The 16,432-nt window shown below is 62.2% G+C and carries 13 protein-coding genes and 1 pseudogene; 7 read left to right on the top strand and 7 right to left on the bottom strand.

Annotation, left to right across the window (positions count from 1 at the left end; genetic code table 11):
* The first annotated feature begins 76 nt into the window (after positions 1 to 76).
* Positions 77 to 1,255, top strand: a complete 1,179-nt coding sequence (doeA, locus tag NKI35_RS03840; RefSeq protein WP_023818569.1) for an ectoine hydrolase DoeA — start codon at positions 77 to 79, stop codon at positions 1,253 to 1,255.
* 5 nt (positions 1,256 to 1,260) lie between these two features.
* Positions 1,261 to 2,265 (top strand): N(2)-acetyl-L-2,4-diaminobutanoate deacetylase DoeB, encoded by a 1,005-nt coding sequence (gene doeB, locus NKI35_RS03835; protein WP_352738647.1) that lies wholly within the window; start codon positions 1,261 to 1,263, stop codon positions 2,263 to 2,265.
* 25 nt (positions 2,266 to 2,290) lie between these two features.
* Here the strand turns inward: doeB and NKI35_RS03830 are convergent, their stop codons facing one another.
* Entirely contained in the window at positions 2,291 to 3,787 is a 1,497-nt protein-coding gene (locus tag NKI35_RS03830) for an aldehyde dehydrogenase family protein (protein ID WP_352738645.1), read from the bottom strand.
* A 533-nt stretch (positions 3,788 to 4,320) separates the two neighbouring features.
* Entirely contained in the window at positions 4,321 to 5,838 is a 1,518-nt protein-coding gene (locus NKI35_RS03825; RefSeq protein WP_352562475.1) for a winged helix-turn-helix domain-containing tetratricopeptide repeat protein, read from the bottom strand.
* 252 nt (positions 5,839 to 6,090) lie between these two features.
* Here NKI35_RS03825 and NKI35_RS03820 point away from each other — a divergent pair, with 252 nt between their 5' ends.
* On the top strand, positions 6,091 to 6,318 hold the full coding sequence (locus NKI35_RS03820) for a DUF1127 domain-containing protein (RefSeq protein WP_023823545.1): 228 nt from the start codon (positions 6,091 to 6,093) through the stop codon (positions 6,316 to 6,318).
* A gap of 102 nt (positions 6,319 to 6,420) precedes the next feature.
* Positions 6,421 to 7,602 carry an MFS transporter gene (locus NKI35_RS03815; RefSeq protein ID WP_023823544.1) on the top strand — a complete coding sequence of 394 codons (1,182 nt, stop codon included), beginning with the start codon at positions 6,421 to 6,423 and terminating at the stop codon, positions 7,600 to 7,602.
* Here NKI35_RS03815 and NKI35_RS03810 read toward each other — a convergent pair.
* The 4 genes from NKI35_RS03810 to NKI35_RS03795 form a co-directional block, all read right to left on the bottom strand.
* Complete coding sequence (locus NKI35_RS03810; RefSeq protein WP_352738642.1) at positions 7,593 to 7,850, bottom strand: hypothetical protein; 258 nt, start codon at positions 7,848 to 7,850, stop codon at positions 7,593 to 7,595. The two genes, NKI35_RS03815 and NKI35_RS03810, sit on opposite strands and share 10 nt — an antisense overlap.
* Before the next feature lie 84 nt (positions 7,851 to 7,934).
* Entirely contained in the window at positions 7,935 to 8,099 is a 165-nt protein-coding gene (locus tag NKI35_RS03805; RefSeq protein ID WP_023667887.1) for a DUF3309 family protein, read from the bottom strand.
* A gap of 363 nt (positions 8,100 to 8,462) precedes the next feature.
* A complete protein-coding gene (locus tag NKI35_RS03800) occupies positions 8,463 to 10,349 on the bottom strand; it encodes an ABC transporter ATP-binding protein (RefSeq protein WP_352738640.1) in 1,887 nt (628 codons plus the stop codon).
* Positions 10,349 to 12,181: an ABC transporter ATP-binding protein gene (locus NKI35_RS03795; protein ID WP_352738638.1), complete on the bottom strand. Its 1,833-nt coding sequence runs from the start codon at positions 12,179 to 12,181 to the stop codon at positions 10,349 to 10,351. The genes NKI35_RS03800 and NKI35_RS03795 overlap by 1 nt, the downstream gene beginning before the upstream one ends.
* 401 nt (positions 12,182 to 12,582) lie before the next feature.
* Here NKI35_RS03795 and NKI35_RS03790 point away from each other — a divergent pair.
* The 3 genes and pseudogenes from NKI35_RS03790 to NKI35_RS03780 form a co-directional block, all read left to right on the top strand.
* A pseudogene (locus NKI35_RS03790) lies at positions 12,583 to 12,795 on the top strand (toll/interleukin-1 receptor domain-containing protein); the annotation flags it as partial.
* A complete protein-coding gene (locus NKI35_RS03785; RefSeq protein ID WP_352738636.1) occupies positions 12,795 to 13,244 on the top strand; it encodes a S1 family serine peptidase in 450 nt (149 codons plus the stop codon). The pseudogene NKI35_RS03790 and the gene NKI35_RS03785, both read left to right, overlap by 1 nt.
* Before the next feature lie 480 nt (positions 13,245 to 13,724).
* Complete coding sequence (locus NKI35_RS03780) at positions 13,725 to 15,326, top strand: trypsin-like peptidase domain-containing protein (RefSeq protein WP_352738633.1); 1,602 nt, start codon at positions 13,725 to 13,727, stop codon at positions 15,324 to 15,326.
* Positions 15,327 to 15,494: 168 nt separating this feature from the next.
* Here the strand turns inward: NKI35_RS03780 and NKI35_RS03775 are convergent, their stop codons facing one another.
* A complete protein-coding gene (locus tag NKI35_RS03775) occupies positions 15,495 to 16,403 on the bottom strand; it encodes a dihydrodipicolinate synthase family protein (protein ID WP_352738631.1) in 909 nt (302 codons plus the stop codon).
* Between the last annotated feature and the right edge of the window lie 29 nt (positions 16,404 to 16,432).

Below are 16,432 nucleotides of genomic sequence, written 5' to 3'. Positions count from 1 at the left end.
TTCAAACAAGAACGACGAGCCTGTTTCCAACAAAGTTGAAACAGGCTCCAGGCCCAACAAACGAGGACCAAGAACAATGCAGCCGAACCTAAAATTCTCGCGTGGCGAATTTGCGGATCGCCTCGCCAAGACGCGAAAAGCCATGGAGGGGAAAGGCGTCGATCTGCTTGTTATCAGCGACCCATCCAACATGGCCTGGCTGACCGGCTATGATGGCTGGTCGTTCTATGTGCATCAGGCGGTGATCGTGCCACCATCGGGCGAGCCGGTCTGGTACGGTCGCGGCCAGGATGCCAATGGCGCCAAGCGCACCGCCTATCTCGCGCATGACAACATCGTCGGCTATGCCGACCACTACGTGCAGTCGACCGAGCGCCACCCGATGGATTTTTTGGCCAGAGTGCTCAGTGATCGCGGCTGGGGCAAGCTGACCATCGGCGTCGAGATGGACAATTACTGGTTCTCGGCTGCCGCCTTCGCCGCGTTGCAGAAGCACCTGCCCAACGCCCGCTTCGTCGACGCGACAGCGCTGGTCAATTGGCAGCGCGCGGTGAAGAGCCCGACTGAAATCGACTATATGCGCAAGGCGGCCCGCATCGTTGAAGCCATGCACCAGCGCATCGTCGACAAGATCCAGGTCGGCATGCGCAAATGCGATCTGGTCGCCGAGATCTACGATGCCGGCACGCGCGGCGTCGACGGCATCGGCGGCGACTATCCGGCGATCGTGCCGCTGCTACCGTCGGGCGCCGACGCCTCGGCGCCGCATCTCACCTGGGACGACCAGCCGATGAAGTCGGGCGAGGGCACCTTCTTCGAGATCGCCGGCTGCTACAACCGCTACCATTGCCCGCTGTCGCGCACCGTCTTTCTCGGCAAGCCGACGCAGGAATTCCTAGATGCCGAGAAGGCGACGCTGGAAGGCATGGAGGCGGGGCTTGCGGCGGCAAAGCCCGGCAATGCCTGTGAGGACATCGCCAACGCTTTTTTCGCCGTGTTGAAGAAATACGGCATCGTCAAGGACAACCGCACAGGCTACTCGATCGGCCTGTCCTATCCGCCGGATTGGGGCGAGCGCACCATGAGCCTGCGCCCCGGCGACCGCACCGAACTCAAGCCCGGCATGACCTTCCATTTCATGACCGGCCTGTGGCTGGAGACGATGGGACTGGAAATCACCGAATCCATCCTGATCACCGAAACCGGTGTAGAGTGCCTCGCCAATGTACCGCGCAAACTGGTGGTGAAGAATTGAGCCCGATGCCTAGCCTTCGCCCATCCCCGATCGCCCCGACCGTCGATTTCGACAAGGACGGCGTGCAACATGGTTTCCTGCGCCTGCCCTACAGCCGCGACGACTCGGCGTGGGGCTCGGTGATGATCCCGATCTGCGTCATCCGCAACGGCAAGGGGCCGACTGCCCTGCTCACCGGCGGCAATCATGGCGACGAGTATGAGGGGCCGCTGGCGCTCTACGATCTCGCCCGCACGCTCGATCCCAAACAGGTCAGCGGCACGGTGATCATCGTGCCGGCGATGAACTATCCGGCCTTTCGCGCCGGCACCCGGACATCGCCGATCGACAAGGGCAATATGAACCGCAGCTTTCCCGGCCGTCCCGACGGCACGGTGACGGAAAAGATCGCCGACTATTTCCAGCGCGAATTGCTGCCCCGCGCCGACCTCGTCTTCGACTTCCACTCCGGTGGCAAGACACTGGATTTCGTGCCCTTCTGTGCCGCCCACACGGTGCCCGACAAGGCGCTGGAGCAGAAAGCCTTCGACGCGGTCGCCGCGTTCTCGGCCCCGTTCTCGATGCGCATGATCGAGATCGACTCCGTCGGCATGTATGACACGGCGGCCGAGGAAATGGGCAAGGTCTTCGTCAGCACCGAGCTTGGCGGGGGCGGCACCTCGCGTGCCCAGACCGTGCGGATCGCGCGGCGCGGCATCAGCAATGTGCTGCGCTATGCCGGCATTGTTGATGGTGCGGTCGAGAAGGGCAGAACTCAGTGGCTCGACATGCCGTCAGGCGATTGTTTCTCCTTCGCCGAGGACGACGGCATGATCGAGACCATGGTCGATCTCGGCGAGCCTGTGAAAGAAGGCTCGGTGCTGGCGCGCATCCATTCCACCGGCCGCACCGGCATCGCTCCGCAGGAGATCAAGGCAAAAATGTCCGGCATTCTGGCGGCGCGGCATTTCCCCGGCCTGGTCAAAGCCGGTGACTGCGCCGCCGTCCTGGCCGTTGTGGTTTCATCGTGATTTCGCAGAGTACGCCGCGCGAATATCAGTCGGTCTGGATCCAGACCGACTTGGTCTCCAGATACTCGTGCAGATGCTCGATGCCGCCCTCGCGGCCATAACCCGACATCTTCATGCCGCCGAACGGCACCGCCGGGTCGATGGCATGGTACATGTTGACCCAGACCGAGCCGGCCTTGACGCGGCGCGCAAGCTTGTGCGCGGTGCCCAGATGTGTCGTGAAGATGCCGGCGGCCAGGCCATAGGGCGTCGCATTGGCACGCGCCACCGCTTCGTCGAGCGTGTCGAAGGGCATCGCCGAAATGACCGGGCCGAAAATCTCCTCGCGCGCGATGGTCATCTGGTCCGACACGGCGCCGAAGACCGTCGGCGCAATGAAGTTGCCGCCATCGTAGAGCTCGCCGGTCAGCCGCGAGCCACCGGCGACCAGTTCGGCGCCTTCGTCGCTGCCGGCCCTGATATAGCCCTCCACCTTGGCTGCCTGCCTGGCATTGATGAGCGGTCCGATTTCCGTCTCTGCCTCGATGCCATGGCCGATTCGCAGTCTGCCGGCGAAATCGGCGAGCCGGCGGACGAACTCGTCATGGATTTCGCGCGCCACGAACAGCCGCGAGCCGGCAATGCAGATCTGGCCCGAATGCACGAACACCGCCATCGCCGCGATCGGAACAGCCTTGTCGATGTCGGCGTCGCGGCAGACGATGATCGGCGACTTGCCGCCGAGCTCCAGTGAAACGCGTTTGAGGTTGGCCACGGCTGCCCGCGCGATGGCCTGGCCGGTCAGCGTCGAACCGGTGAAAACGATCTTGTTGACGTCTGGATGTTCGGCGAGCCGCGCACCGGCTTCCGCCCCGGTGCCGGTGACGACGTTGACGACGCCGTCGGGCACGCCGGCTTCCTGCATCAGTTGCGCGATCAGCAGCGGCGTCAGCGACGCATCCTCGGACGGTTTCAGCACGATGGTGCAGCCTGTCGCCAGCGCCGGCGCGATCTTCCAGATCGAGGCGGCGGTCGGCGCGTTCCAGGGAATGATCGCACCAACGACGCCCACCGGCTCGCGCCGGGTGAAGGTGACGATCTCGCCGGGAATCGAATTGTCGATCGTCTCGCCATGCAGCGCCGTCGCCATGCCGGCATAGAAGCGCAGCATGCCGATGACGCGGCGCCGGTTGGCGAGCGTGCGCGTGATCGGCAGTCCCATATCGAGCGTGTCGGAAACGCTGAGCTCTTCCCAATGCGTCTCGAACAGATCGGCGATCCTGAGCAGCACGCACTGCCGCTCGTAGGGCGAGAATTTGGACCATGGGCCTTCGAAGGCCGCGCGCGCGGCGGCCACCGCCGAGTCGATATCGGCAGCCCCGCCGCGCGGCACTGTCGCCAGCACCTCGCCTGTTGCCGGATTGAGTGCCTGCATGCCCTGGCCGGACTGCGCCGCGATCCACTTGCCGCCAATGAACATCGGTCGGAATTCGCCATGGTAAAGCGCCGTGGCCTTCGCCTTCGGGTCGAAGTTCAGGGTCATCTTTTCCTCCTCGCATTCCGTGGCGACTATTACTCCCGCCGCCGACCTCAAACAAGGAAAGCTAAAGGGCGCTCAGATAATCAGGTTGTGCGCGTGACTTCCGATCACGCAAGCCGCTAGAGCGTGATCCAGAAAGTGGGAAACGGTTTTCGGAAAAGATCATGCTTCGACAAACGGCATCTAGAAAAATCATCCGGCATCTAGAAAAATCATCGCGAGTTGTCGGAGCGCGTCGCTGAAAGCTCAACGAGGCAAGCCGATCATTGCCCACGGCTACCGTGATGCCGGCATTGCAGACGAGAGCGCAACAGGCAGTCGCCAGCCGCCACCCAGCGCTCACCCGTGGCTGGATCGATCGTGGCCGTTCCAGCCGGCTTCACCGTGACAGAGGTTTCGCGCGCCGCTTCGCTGCAATCGCTGTTGGATGACTGCTCGCGGAAGCAAGATCGGTCGAGCGGCCTCGCGACGTGCAAAGATTGGCAGGAGTGATCCGCAATCGACGGTGCCTGGCATCGATCGAGCACGCCGGTCCGTCACTCCGGAAGGCCGGCCTTTCGGAAGCCATCGACGAAATGGTCGAGCGTGGCAGTGTCGCGGAACGGCTCCGTCTCGACCCAGTGGCGGGTGGTGAAATGTGGGTTCGCGACAAGGAACAGGTCGACCTCGGCGCGCGCCTCATCGATCCGGCCGAGTTGCGCAAGGCTTGCCGCAAGGAAACGGCGCGAGCTTGTCCGATACGTCTCGTCCCGGCGCGTCGTCTCGACGGCGGCTTCATAGTCGCGCGCCGCATATTGCGCCTGGCCGAGCGTCAGGTAGTACCAGCTTGCCGGAAACGGGTTCAGCCGGAACGCCTTGCCGATATAGTCGAGGCCGTCCTCGACGCGCCCGGCCAGGACCGCGATGTCGGACAATGTCGCCCAGGCATCGGCCTCGTTCGGGTCGAGCTCGAACGCCTTGGCAAATCCCACATCCGCTTCGTCGAATCTGCGCTCATAGGCAAGCAGGTTGGCAAGCACCCAGTGGCAGCCGGCATCGTTGGGATCGATCGCCACAGCCTTGCGCGCCAGTTCCAGGGCAAGGCCGCGGGCAGGCTCAATGGGCTCTCCCCAATGCACCCATCCCATCCAGTGGTTCATGGCAAGCCAGCGATAGGCTTCGGCATAGTCCGGATCGAGCGCAAGCGCGCGCGTCAGCAACAGATGCGCTTCGCGCGCCGTCTCCGGCGAGACGTCGATCAGGTTGCGGGCCCGCACGCACAGATCGTAGGCCTCGAGATTTCGGGGCCGGTTGCGCGGCAGCGGCGCGCGCAGCCGGCCAAGCAGCGCCTCGACGATCTTGGCCGTCACCTCGTCCTGAACGGCAAAAATATCTTCCAGGCCGCGATCGAAGCGGTCTGCCCACAAATGCTCGCCGCTCAGCGCGTCGACCAGCTGGGCGTTGATGCGCACGCGCCCGGCGGCGCGTCTGGCGCTGCCCTCCAAGAGATAGCGCACGCCAAGTTCCCTGGCGACCTCGCGCACATCCACCGCCTTGCCCTTGTAGGCAAAGGTCGAGTTGCGCGCGATGACGAACAGGCCGCCGATCCTCGACAGGTCGGTGATCAGGTCTTCGGTCAACCCGTCGGCGAAGGCTTCCTGCTCGGGGTCGTTGCTGAAATTGGCAAAGGGCAGCACGGCTATCGACGGTTTGGCGGGCAGCGGCAAAGCCTGTCGCTTCTCGTCGCCGAGCTGTTCGATGGCGCCGGCGAAGCGATAGCCGACGCGCGGAACGGTCGATATCCATTCTCCGCCGTTCGTGGCCGGACCCAGCAGCTTGCGCAATTGCGCAATCTGGACGGTGAGGTTGCCTTCCTCAACGGCGGTGCCTGGCCATGCCGCATCCATCAACTCGGCCTTGGCCACGATCTCGCCGGGCCGGGCGACGAGCGCCGCCAGCAGCTGCAGTCCGCGGTGGCCGGCGGCGACGGGAACTTGGTCCCGAAGGAGCGTTCCCGCACCCGGATCAAGCACGAACGGACCAAAGGCAAAGCGCGATCCCTGCATAACGCGCATCTATAGAGCAATTCCAGGAAAGGTGTGAAGGCGGTTTTCCCACGGGAAAGCGCGGAGCGCTTCACGGACGTATGGCGTCAAAACAAAGAGTTGAGCACCTCGTCGTTTCTATGAATCGGCGAGGTGCTCTAACTGCTTTGGAACTTTTGAGAACTATTTGGCTGCGCTTAATTACGGCGCCGTCCGCATGCGGCAGAATTCAACCTCTTTCAAGCCGAGGGCTGTCGCTCCTCAAACCGAATGGAGGTTGCCATGAACGATACCCTTGCTTCTGCTCGTGCAGCCTTGCCGGAAAAGGCGGTGTCATCGGGCCGGCGTCCGACGGGCCCGCGGGGCATGATCGCGGCCTGGCGCGAGCGGATACGCTTTCGCTGGGACCTCAAGCAGATGGCGGAGGCCAATCCGCACCTGATCCACGATATCGGTCTTACCAGACGCCAGGTCGAGGCCGAAATCGTCAAACGCTTCTGGCAAGTGTGAGCTGATGTCGCGGATAAGACCCGCCCGCCTGTTTGGGCGTACCGCGGCGTTTTGCCGGCATTTGCACTTGCCGGAACGTGCCGATCCTGCTTCGAAGTCGGCATGAGCGCCGAAGACGCGACGTCACCGCCGGAGAACCGCATCGCATGGGCCGCGATGGCCGGCATCATCGCGACAGTTACGGTGTTCGCCATAGCACAGGGGCTGACGTATCCGCTGCTCAGCTTCATCCTGGAACGGCAAGGGACGACACCGGGCCTTATCGGCCTCTCGGCCGCGATGACGCCTCTGGGTTTCATTGTATCATCGCTCTTCACGCCGGCGCTGGTCCGGCGGGTGGGTGCGGCCCGCCTTGCGGTTGTGTGTTCGATCCTGGCAGCAACCGTCCTGATCGCGATTGCCTGGACGCAGGATGTATGGGCCTGGATGCCGTTGCGCCTCCTGCTCGGCTTCTTTGCCAATCCGCTTTACGTGATCAGCGAAACCTGGCTGGTCTCGATCACACCCGCCGCACGCCGAGGCCGCATCATGGGCCTTTATTCGTCGATCGTTTCGGCCGGCTTCGGCCTCGGCCCGCTGTCGCTAGGCTTGGTCGGCACGCAAGGATGGCCGCCCTTCATCATCGGCAGCGCGGCTTTCCTGGTCTGCGGCCTGATCGTGCTTGCCGTCGCGCCGCGCCTGCCCGACATGCCGCGTGAGGGCGAAGCGGTGTCGGTCGGCGGCTTCTTCGCGCTGGCGCCGCTGCTCTTGTTCGCAGTCTTCACGGCTGCCGCCTTCGAGCAAGTCCTGCTTTCGCTGTTCGCGGTCTATGGTGCCGCGCTCGGCAGCACTGAGCAGCGCATCGCTTCGCTCATCACCTGTTTCATCGCCGGCAATGCCGTGCTGCAGGTCGTGCTTGGGCGCGCCGCCGAACGGTTTGGCTCGAAGCCGATGATGCTGTTCTGTGTCCTGGCTTGCCTGGCCGGTTGCCTGCTGTTGCCATTGCTCTTCGCTACATGGCTTATCTGGCTGCTCTTCTTCGTTTGGGGCGGTGTCTCGTTCGGGATCTACACGCTGTCACTGATCCAGCTCGGCGAGCGTTTCACCGGTCAAGCCTTGATCGCCGGCAATGCCGCCTTTGCGTTCGTATGGGGCACAGGCGGCATCGTCGGCTCCCCGGTGGCCGGGCTGGCGATGCAACTGACCGGACATCAGGGACTGCCATCGTCGCTTGGCATCCTGTGCTGCGTGCTGGTGGTGTTTCTGCTGACGGAACTACGGCGGGTTGACCGCGTTCAGGCGTAAGGCGTGCCTGCCATTGCTGCCTTCGGGCCGATGCTGCCCTTGTCGACAAGAGCGAGAAAGGCCGAACTCGCCTGGTCGCCGTCCTGGGTTTCTCGAAGCGTCCGATCCGCCTCGATGAACGCCACGGCCGCCAGGCGGGTGGGGTCTGCAGCATTACGCCCGGCGCCTTCGGATAGTGCCACATTAGGATATCCCAGCTCGTCGCGTTCGCTCGCGCCGACGCCGGCCCAGTGTTTCTGGACCAGCAATGTCTTCAGCTGCCATGTCTTCAAACCTCAATGTCAGGCGAAAACGCGGCCGCCGTAGAAACTCGGCGGCCGCCAATGGCGACGCTATATTCGCCCGAGAACAACCAGAATGATCACGATGATCAGCACCAGCCCGAGGCCACCGCCGCCATAGTAACCAGTGCCGTAGAACGGGCCGCCGCCGAGGCCGCTGAAGCCGCCGAGCAACGCGATGATCAGGATGATAATAAGAATGGTACCCAGGCCCATATGCCGTCTCCTTCGCTGCCGCGCCGTTCACGGCGCGGCTCGGAGAACTAAACTCCCAGCAAGCCTTCCTGTTCCCCGGCGATTTTCATCCGACGGCTAAGGAACGAAAGCCATCATGACGGCGTTTGCTGAGGTTCAGGCGCAAGCTGCGCGTGCATCGCGCGCCAGGCGGCGCGTAGAATTCAGAATTTACGCGGGATTGCCCTTTAGCCGGCCGGCCGCTCCTCCACCTGAACGCGCGGCAGGCGTGACGCCGGGCTTACGCTGGAAGGCGAGCTGAAACGTGTCGTCATCTGAAGCCGAATTGGTCGACGACGAGTTTGGGCCCCGCACCATTTCCAGTCGAGCTGAACCGGCAGCAGCTCACGTCGCCTTGCCGGCCGGCGCGCCTATGTCTTCCTCGGCAATATCGTCGAACGATGCGTAGTTCATGTTGTAGAGCCTGGCATAGAGGCCCTTGGCCGCCATCAGCTGCTCGTGATTTCCGCTCTCGACGATCTCGCCGTTCTGTAAGACGATGATGCGGTCGGCGCCGCGTATGGTCGCCAGCCGGTGCGCGATGACCAGCCCGGTGCGGCCTTCCAGCAGCGTGACCAGTGCCTTCTGGATCAGCATCTCGGTGTAGGAATCGATGCTCGCCGTGGCCTCGTCGAGCACCAGGATTTTTGCGTCGGCGACCAGCGCCCGGGCGAAACTGATCAGCTGGCGCTGGCCGAGGGACAGATTGCCGCCGCGCTGTTCGAGCTCGGTGTCGTAGCCATCGGGCAAATGCTTGATGAAGTCGTGCGCGCCGACGGCCTGCGCGGCGCGCACAACCTCTTCGCGGGTAGCCGATGTCTTGTGGTAGCGGATGTTCTCCAGCACCGTGCCGGAAAAAAGGAATGGCTCCTGCAGCACCATCGCCACCTGGTCGCCGAGCGAATCCTGCGTCACATCGCGCACATCGTGGCCGCCGACCCGCACCTCGCCCGACCAGACATCATAGAAGCGGTGCACCAGCGCCATGCAGCTCGACTTGCCCGAACCGGTCGGACCGACAAGCGCAACCGTCTCGCCGGGATTGACGCGGAAGGAGATGTTTTTCAGCACCGGCTGGTTCTGCCGGTAGCCGAAGGTGACGTTCCTGAACTCGACCGAACCGTCCATGTCGCGCGTCAGCGCCACCGCGCCTTGTCTGTCGCTGACATCGACCGGCACATCGAGCACTTCGGAAATTCGCTGGCCCGACGCCATGGCACGCTGCATGACCGAGTACTGCATGGTGAGCGAGCGGATCGGGTCGAAGAAGCGCTGGATGTAGAACAGGAAGGCCACCATGACGCCGATGTCGAGGCTGTGCGACAGCACCATCGAACCGCCGACGACGATGACCGTCGCCATCGCAATGCCGGTCAGCGTGTCGACGATCGGCACCATCACCTGCGCATATTTGGCCGAGGTCAGGTGAGCCCTGAGATTGGCCAGCACCTTCTCGTCATAAAGGTCGAAATTGACGTGCTGGCGTTCGAGACTCTGCACCGTGCGCACGCCATGGATGCCTTCCGCCAGCGCCCCATTGGCAATCGAGTTGGTCTCGTGCGCGGCCATGAAGGCGACCTTGGCGCGCGGCAACCAGAACAGGCGCACGACGAACAGCACCGGCATGGTCGACAGCGTCAACAGGCCGAGACGAAAATCGAGCCACAAAAGCACGCTGACGATGCCGAACAGAAGCACGATGTCGCCCACCGACATAACCGACGTCTCAAGGAATTCCTGCATCGAATTGACGTCGCCCTGCAGGCGCGACATCAGCCGGCCCACCTCGGTCTTGTCCATGAAGCTCAGCGAGACGCGCTGCAGATGGCTGAACATGGCGCGGCGCAAATCCGACAGCACATTCTCGGCCACCTTGCCGACGACACTTTCCTGGACATAGCTGGCGCCATAGTTGATCAGGATGATCAGAGCGAAGGCGCCGATCGCCCAGTTCATCACCGAGCGGTCGGCCTTGCCAGCGGCCATGCCGTGGTCGATGGCGTAACGGATGACCAGCGGGATCGCCAATTGCGTCAGCGTGAACACCAGCACAGCGGCAACCGAGATGAAGATCCGGCCCTGATACGGTCTCACGAAGCTCCAGATGCGGCGCACGATACGCGGATCGTAGACCTTGCCGAAGACCTCTTCCTCGTCGCGGTGCGAACCGACGACGGCCCTGGTGGGCCGCCGGCTGGTGTCTTCCTTCTGGTCGTCGTTCTGTGTCGACATCATGCGGCTCCTACCGCCACCGGCAAATCGTCGTCCGGCCGCAGCTGCAGGTCGTAAAGCGCGCGGTAGCGTCCACCCAGCGCCAGCAATTCCTGGTGCGTGCCGCGCTCGGCGATGCGGCCATTCTCGACGAACAGGATCTGGTCGGCATGCATCAGCGAGCTCAGCCGGTGCGAGATGATCAGCGTCACGCGGTCCTTGGCGAAGCGCTTCATCGCGGTACGGATTCGCTGCTCGGTGCCGGCGTCGACAGCCGCGGTGGAATCGTCGAAGACCAGCACCGAAGGCCGCAGCATCAGGGTGCGGGCGATGGTCAGGCGCTGCCGCTGGCCGCCGGAAAGCGATGACCCGCGCTCGCCCACGACCGTGGTGTAGCCGGCCGGAAGCCCGATGATGTAATTGTGCAGCTGGGCGTATTCAGCCGCCTGCCCGATGCGGGTCTCGCGCGCCCACGGATTGCCATAGGCGATGTTGTTTTCGATCGAGGTGGTAAACAGGAAGGCGTCCTGCTGCACGACGCCGACCGCCTTGCGCAGCGATTGCAGCGTGACCTCGCGGATATCCTGCCCGTCAATCGTGATCGCGCCCGACGTCACGTCGTAGAAGCGCGGGATCAGATGCGCGATGGTCGACTTGCCGCTGCCCGGCGGGCCGACAATGCCGACGGTCTCGCCGGACCTGGCCTCGAAGGAAATGCCCGACAGCGCCGGCCGGCCGCCGGCGCCCGCGTAGCGGAAGCCGACATTGTCGAAGCGCAGCACGCCTTCGCTGACCACGAGATCCTTGGCATCAGGCGCATCCTGAATGTCGAGTTCGGCGTCGAGCAGCTCGAACAGCCTTGTGCCGCAGGTCGAGGCGCGGGCGAACGAGTTGACCATCAGCCCGAGCTGGCGCACCGGCATTTGCAGGATGGTCATGAAGGTGAGGAACTGCGCCAGCGTGCCGACGCTGATCTGGCCTGCGATCACCTTCTGGCCACCGAACCACAGCACCAGGCCCATGGCGGCCAGGAAGGAAAAATTCATGGCGCTGGTGTTGGAGACGCGGATGTCGACGCGCTGATCCGCGAGCTCCAGCGCCGACTTCTTGGCGCGGTCGAATTTTTCCAGCTCATGCCGCTGCGCCGCAAAGGCGCGCACGACGCGGATGCCGCCGAGGTTCTCGTCCATCACCCGGCTCAGCACTGACAGCCGCTCCTGCAGCGTCAGCCAGGTGCTGCGCAGCCTGAGCTGTGTGACCGAGGAGCGCCAGGCGACGAACGGCACGAAACTCAGACTGAGCAGCCCGAGCTCGAGATCGGTGCTGATCAGGAGATAGGAGCCGACGCCGATCAGCACGCCGAGCAGCACCACGCGCAATATGCCGGTGGAAAAGAACATGCGCACGCCGTCGAGGTCGAGCAGGCCAAGCGTGATCAGGTCGCCGGTATGCACCCGGTCATGGAAGGAAAAGCTCAGCCGCTGGATCTTCTCGTAGAAAGCCAGGCGCAACTCATAGCCGGTGCGGTGGCCAACGGCCTCGCCATAATAATTCTGCGCCATCGTGAAGAGGCCGCGCAGGATGCTGACGACGAGCAAGGTGACCGCCGTCGTCCACAGCGCCTGCTCCGCCGCCGCACCGCCGCTTGCTTGCATCACGCCTTGCGCCTGGTCGATGGCGTGGCCCAGCAGGCGCGGGATGAACAGCTGCAGCGTCGCGGCGATGAAGGTCGAGGCGATGGTGATCGCAACCTGCCAGGGATGGCGCAACGTCATGCGCAGGATGCGCAGCAGCGTGCTGAGGCCCTTGCCCCAAGACGCCTCCGCCACATGGGCAAACGATTTGCCGCGCATCGCTGCGCCGCGGGTTGCATCCATTGCCAAGGAAAATACCCAATCCGATCCGGACATTAGCCCAGACGAGTGAAAACAGACTCAGTTTCAGATGCGGTGATGGTACCCCTCCATTTTGACCATTCAAGGGCCAATGGCGGCATCGCACTGTGCCTGGAAGCAAGTGAACATTCTGCTCGGGCCCAGCCGGATTGCCTGTGGGACGGCCATGCGGTCACCATCTGATCGCGCGTTGGCTCCTGCATGCTTTACGAGGCCAATCTCTGTCGGTTGCTGGCTATCCGTCTATTTGTTTCTGTTTCTTTCCTATTTCTTCTCTATAAACTTTCCCCGCATGACGATGTGTGTCAGAATTTATTGTCGCTGAGGGGCGATAACGTGTCACGCATTTTTTCAGCCATTCGAGCCGCAACAATGCCGAGGCGCGTGCCATACGCGACTGGCTGATTTCCAATGGCTGGGACGGCTATTTTCTCGATCTGGACCCGGAGCGCGGCATTGTCGCCGGCCAGCGCTGGGAGCGCGCACTGCATGAGGCGGCCAATCGCTGCCAGGCGGTGCTGTTCCTGGTCAGCGCGGCATGGTTGGATCTGAATGGTGCGAGAAGGAGTTGATGCTCGCCCACAAGCTCGACAAGCCGATGTTCGGCGTCATTATCGATGACAAGGTGTCGATCGCCTCGCTGCCGCCCAAGCTGAAGGATTTTTGGCAGGCCAATGAGAATTGGTATAAAATTGCCTCCGACCGATCTCGGTCGGTAGTAATCCGGCGTGCCAACGGAGGTGTTCGGGAGGTTGGAACGGGTTTTATAATGAAAGGCTCTGATGTCATTGAGGGCTATGGTTCGGGGATTGTTATTGTAACGTGCGCTCACGTTGTTAAGGGAGTTGAATTAGTTGATGCATACTTTCCAATCGTAGATGAAAGTAATGAAGTAAAAATCGGAAGTATAGTTTTTCGGTCTCCGGCAAGTGATCTAGATATATCAATTTTACCTATAGAGCATGGCTTGCTGTTTGGAGCCGTAGCCATAGATGATGTAACGCCAGACAGAGAAGCTTAAGTTTCATTCGCGCCGGCAATGGACACTGATGGAAATTCGTCAAAAACGTCTCTGGCCATGGTCGGAAATTGTGGGTGTTGAGCCTTCCATCGGATTCCAGCTTTCCATTATGCAGCCGCTTAAAAGTACTGCGATAGAAAGAAAATTGGAAGTCGACTTTCATCACTATAGGTAGCCGACTTTGGTACACCTATGCTTCGGGCCCTGGCGCAAGTGGATCTCCCGTATGTAGCGACTACCCACCAGAATGGAGGCAAGGATATGGTCCATGACATACCCCTCAACTTAACCCGGGACGATTTCTCCGGAAGCCGTGTTGCCGCGAACCAGCTGCGAGCAAGCGCAGTGCCGGCAGGAGACGTACTGCGCTGCTTCAGATCGAGGGATATCTCGCAGCCCCTATGATTTCATTGCGGCTGACGGGCCGGCGGCGGACCGAATGACACAGGCAAGAGAGCCGTAGGGACGGGGAACAAGACAATGGACGACTACAAGGAACTCATCGAACAGGCAATTTCGGCCAATCGCAGGTATGATCTGAGGGAACTGCGAGAACTCTGCGAGCGGCTGGGGATGGCCCTGCCGGAGCCTTCGGACAGCGCGGGGGCGCTTGGCGCGGCGCTGATGAAAGAACTTCGGCGCAACCGCAGGTACGACCAGATACAGATGCTGGGTGAGACGTTCATCAAGGCCGGTTACTGCACGCCGCGTATCTGGACCATCTATGCGCAAGCCCTGGTCGACCGCGGCAATCAGGTGGCCGCAATCGGCATTCTGGGAAATCTTGCTTTGGAGGCCTCGGCCGAGGAGTTCGCCAAGGAAGCGTCGGAGATTCACGGCATACGCGGGAGGGCATGGAAGGACATTGCCTATGAGGCGATAGGACAAAAGCGCCTCGATGTAGCAAAGAGAGCATTAAAGAGCTCCTACGAGTGCTACTCGAAAGGATTGGAAACCAATCCCGACGATGTCGGAATGCTGGCATGGCACGGGACGCAGATCGTTGCCGTGGCACATCTCGCTGAAAGCCACGAGCTGCCCCATGATTTCGGCTCGAAGACCGAGCTTGCCAAAGATATTCTGAAACGCACGGCAGCTGACTATCGCGGCGACGGCAAGGATGACCCGTGGATCCCCACAGCGGCAGGCGAGATGTGCGTAGCGCTTCAGGACTATGCAGGGGCGCGTGATTGGTATCAAAAGGCGATCGGGTCCGAGCGCACCGACAATTTTACCCTTGCCAGCGCGCATCGGCAGCTTTCGCAAATATGGCGCATTGGCGAGATCGAGGAAGGCGCCATAATCGGAGGCCTCGTTCTGGACGCTCTCGTGGAGATGGGGGGAGGCTTCCATTTGACGAAAGGCAATGCCGACCAGCTTCAGGCCCTGATCGGCACAACGCCCCCGGTCTCACTCGTGGCGCTACGATTTGCGATGAAGTCGGCTGAATCGATCGCGATGATTCGTTCCGGCTTTGCCCCCCTTGGCACGGGCTTCCTCGTCTCCGCGGCCGACATTGGGCTCGACCCCGCAATCGGGCAGGTCGTGATAACCAACGCTCACGTGGTCAGCGATCCATCGCAGAGCGGGGCCGCATTGCCGGGAGATGTTCAGGTCACGTTCCAGCTTCAGCCCGGCAACAAGGTTTACACGGTGGCGAAGATTGTGAAGTGTCTTTCCGTAGGAACTCACGATTGCAGCGTGTTGAAGCTCAACAAAGACGTATCCGACATCGATCCTTTGGAAGTGGTGGATTTGCCGTTGGTGATGCCGCCCGATCCAACCGCGGTCGTTATTGGCCATCCGTTGGGGCAGGAAATTTCTTTTTCGTTCCTCGACGGCCGGCTTGTGGCGTTCGAGCCTCTGGCGGAAGCAAAGCCGCAGCGCATGCACTATCGATCGCCGACCGACAATGGCAGCTCAGGCAGCCCGGTGTTCAATCGCAATTGGAAAGTCGTGGGCATCCATCACAAATATGTCGAGAACGCATCGCCGCTGGACGGCAAGGCGGGGGTTTATTCTGCCAATGAAGGCATCTCCATGGGATCGATCTGCCGGGCTTTCAAAGCTGGCCTGGGATAAGCGATCCGGTTGTCATGCCGTTGCGCGAATCCTGCCTCGGTTTGTGTAGAACAAAGCGGCTCCATTGTGAGGAGACAATCCGGGCTTCACTCGGCACGTTACTTCACGAAATCGGGACGGACGTTGGCTGTCGTGGCGCTCGGTGGCGGTTCGACGCTGTGCTGAGCCTCAGTTGCGGCCAATATGATCGGCTGCGGGACCGAGCGCCGTGAGCAGCGCCTTGCCGCTTTCCAGCGTTGCATTCTGGTGCGGGGCGCGCAGGTTCAGCCAGCGTTTGTCGCCGGAGCGCACCGCCAGCACTGCCTTCATCGCCGGGATCAGGCCGGCATCCTGGATCACCTTGCGGAACGCCCTGATCGCGGCGTCCGCTTCCGTGACGTCTTGGCCGGCGATCGTCGCGTCGTAGAGGGCGCGGATGGCCGCAGCGTTGAGATTTACGGTCGCGGAGATACAGCCCGCAGCACCAGTGGCGAGCCCCTCGGTCAGTTGCGCCTCCGAGCTGGGGAACACCGCGACGTCGGGTGCGGCGGCAATCACCGCCGCCGTGTTGTTCCAGTCGCCAGCGCTATCCTTGTAGGCGACGACCGTCTCTGGAAACGCCGCGCTCAACCGGGCGGTCAGGGCAGGGCTTACCGGCACGCCGGAGTTCTGCGGGATGTGGTAGAGGATCATCTTCAGCGCCGGGTTGGCCACCCGTTCGATCAGCTCGCTGTAGTAGCGCGCCTGGCCTTCATCCCCGGCGGCCGTGTAGAAGAATGATGGCAGCACCATCACGCCGGCGCAGCCGAGGCCGACCGCGTGCTTCGAAAGTTCGACGGTTTCGGGGAGTGCGGTGACGCCGGTGCCGGGCATCATGCGCGCCGGCGAAATGCCTGATGCAACCAGCCATTCCAGCGCCTGCATGCGCTCGTCGAGCGAGAGCGACAGTGCCTCGCCCGTGGTGCCGAACGGCGACAGCAAATGGGCGCCCTGGCCCAGCACCCATTTGGCGTGTGAGATCCACAAGTCACGAGCAATCCGGCCGTCATTTTCGAACGGTGTCAGGATCGGGGCGATGGTTCCTTGCGGGCGGGTCATGTCGGTCCTTCCATCGGTGCTGGAAATCA

It is taken from the genome of Mesorhizobium sp. M0676 (genome assembly GCF_040320535.1).
Classification (GTDB): Bacteria; Pseudomonadota; Alphaproteobacteria; order Rhizobiales; family Rhizobiaceae; genus Mesorhizobium.
Note: the sequence above shows the minus strand (reverse complement) of the source record. Positions and strands in the feature narration are given on the sequence as shown.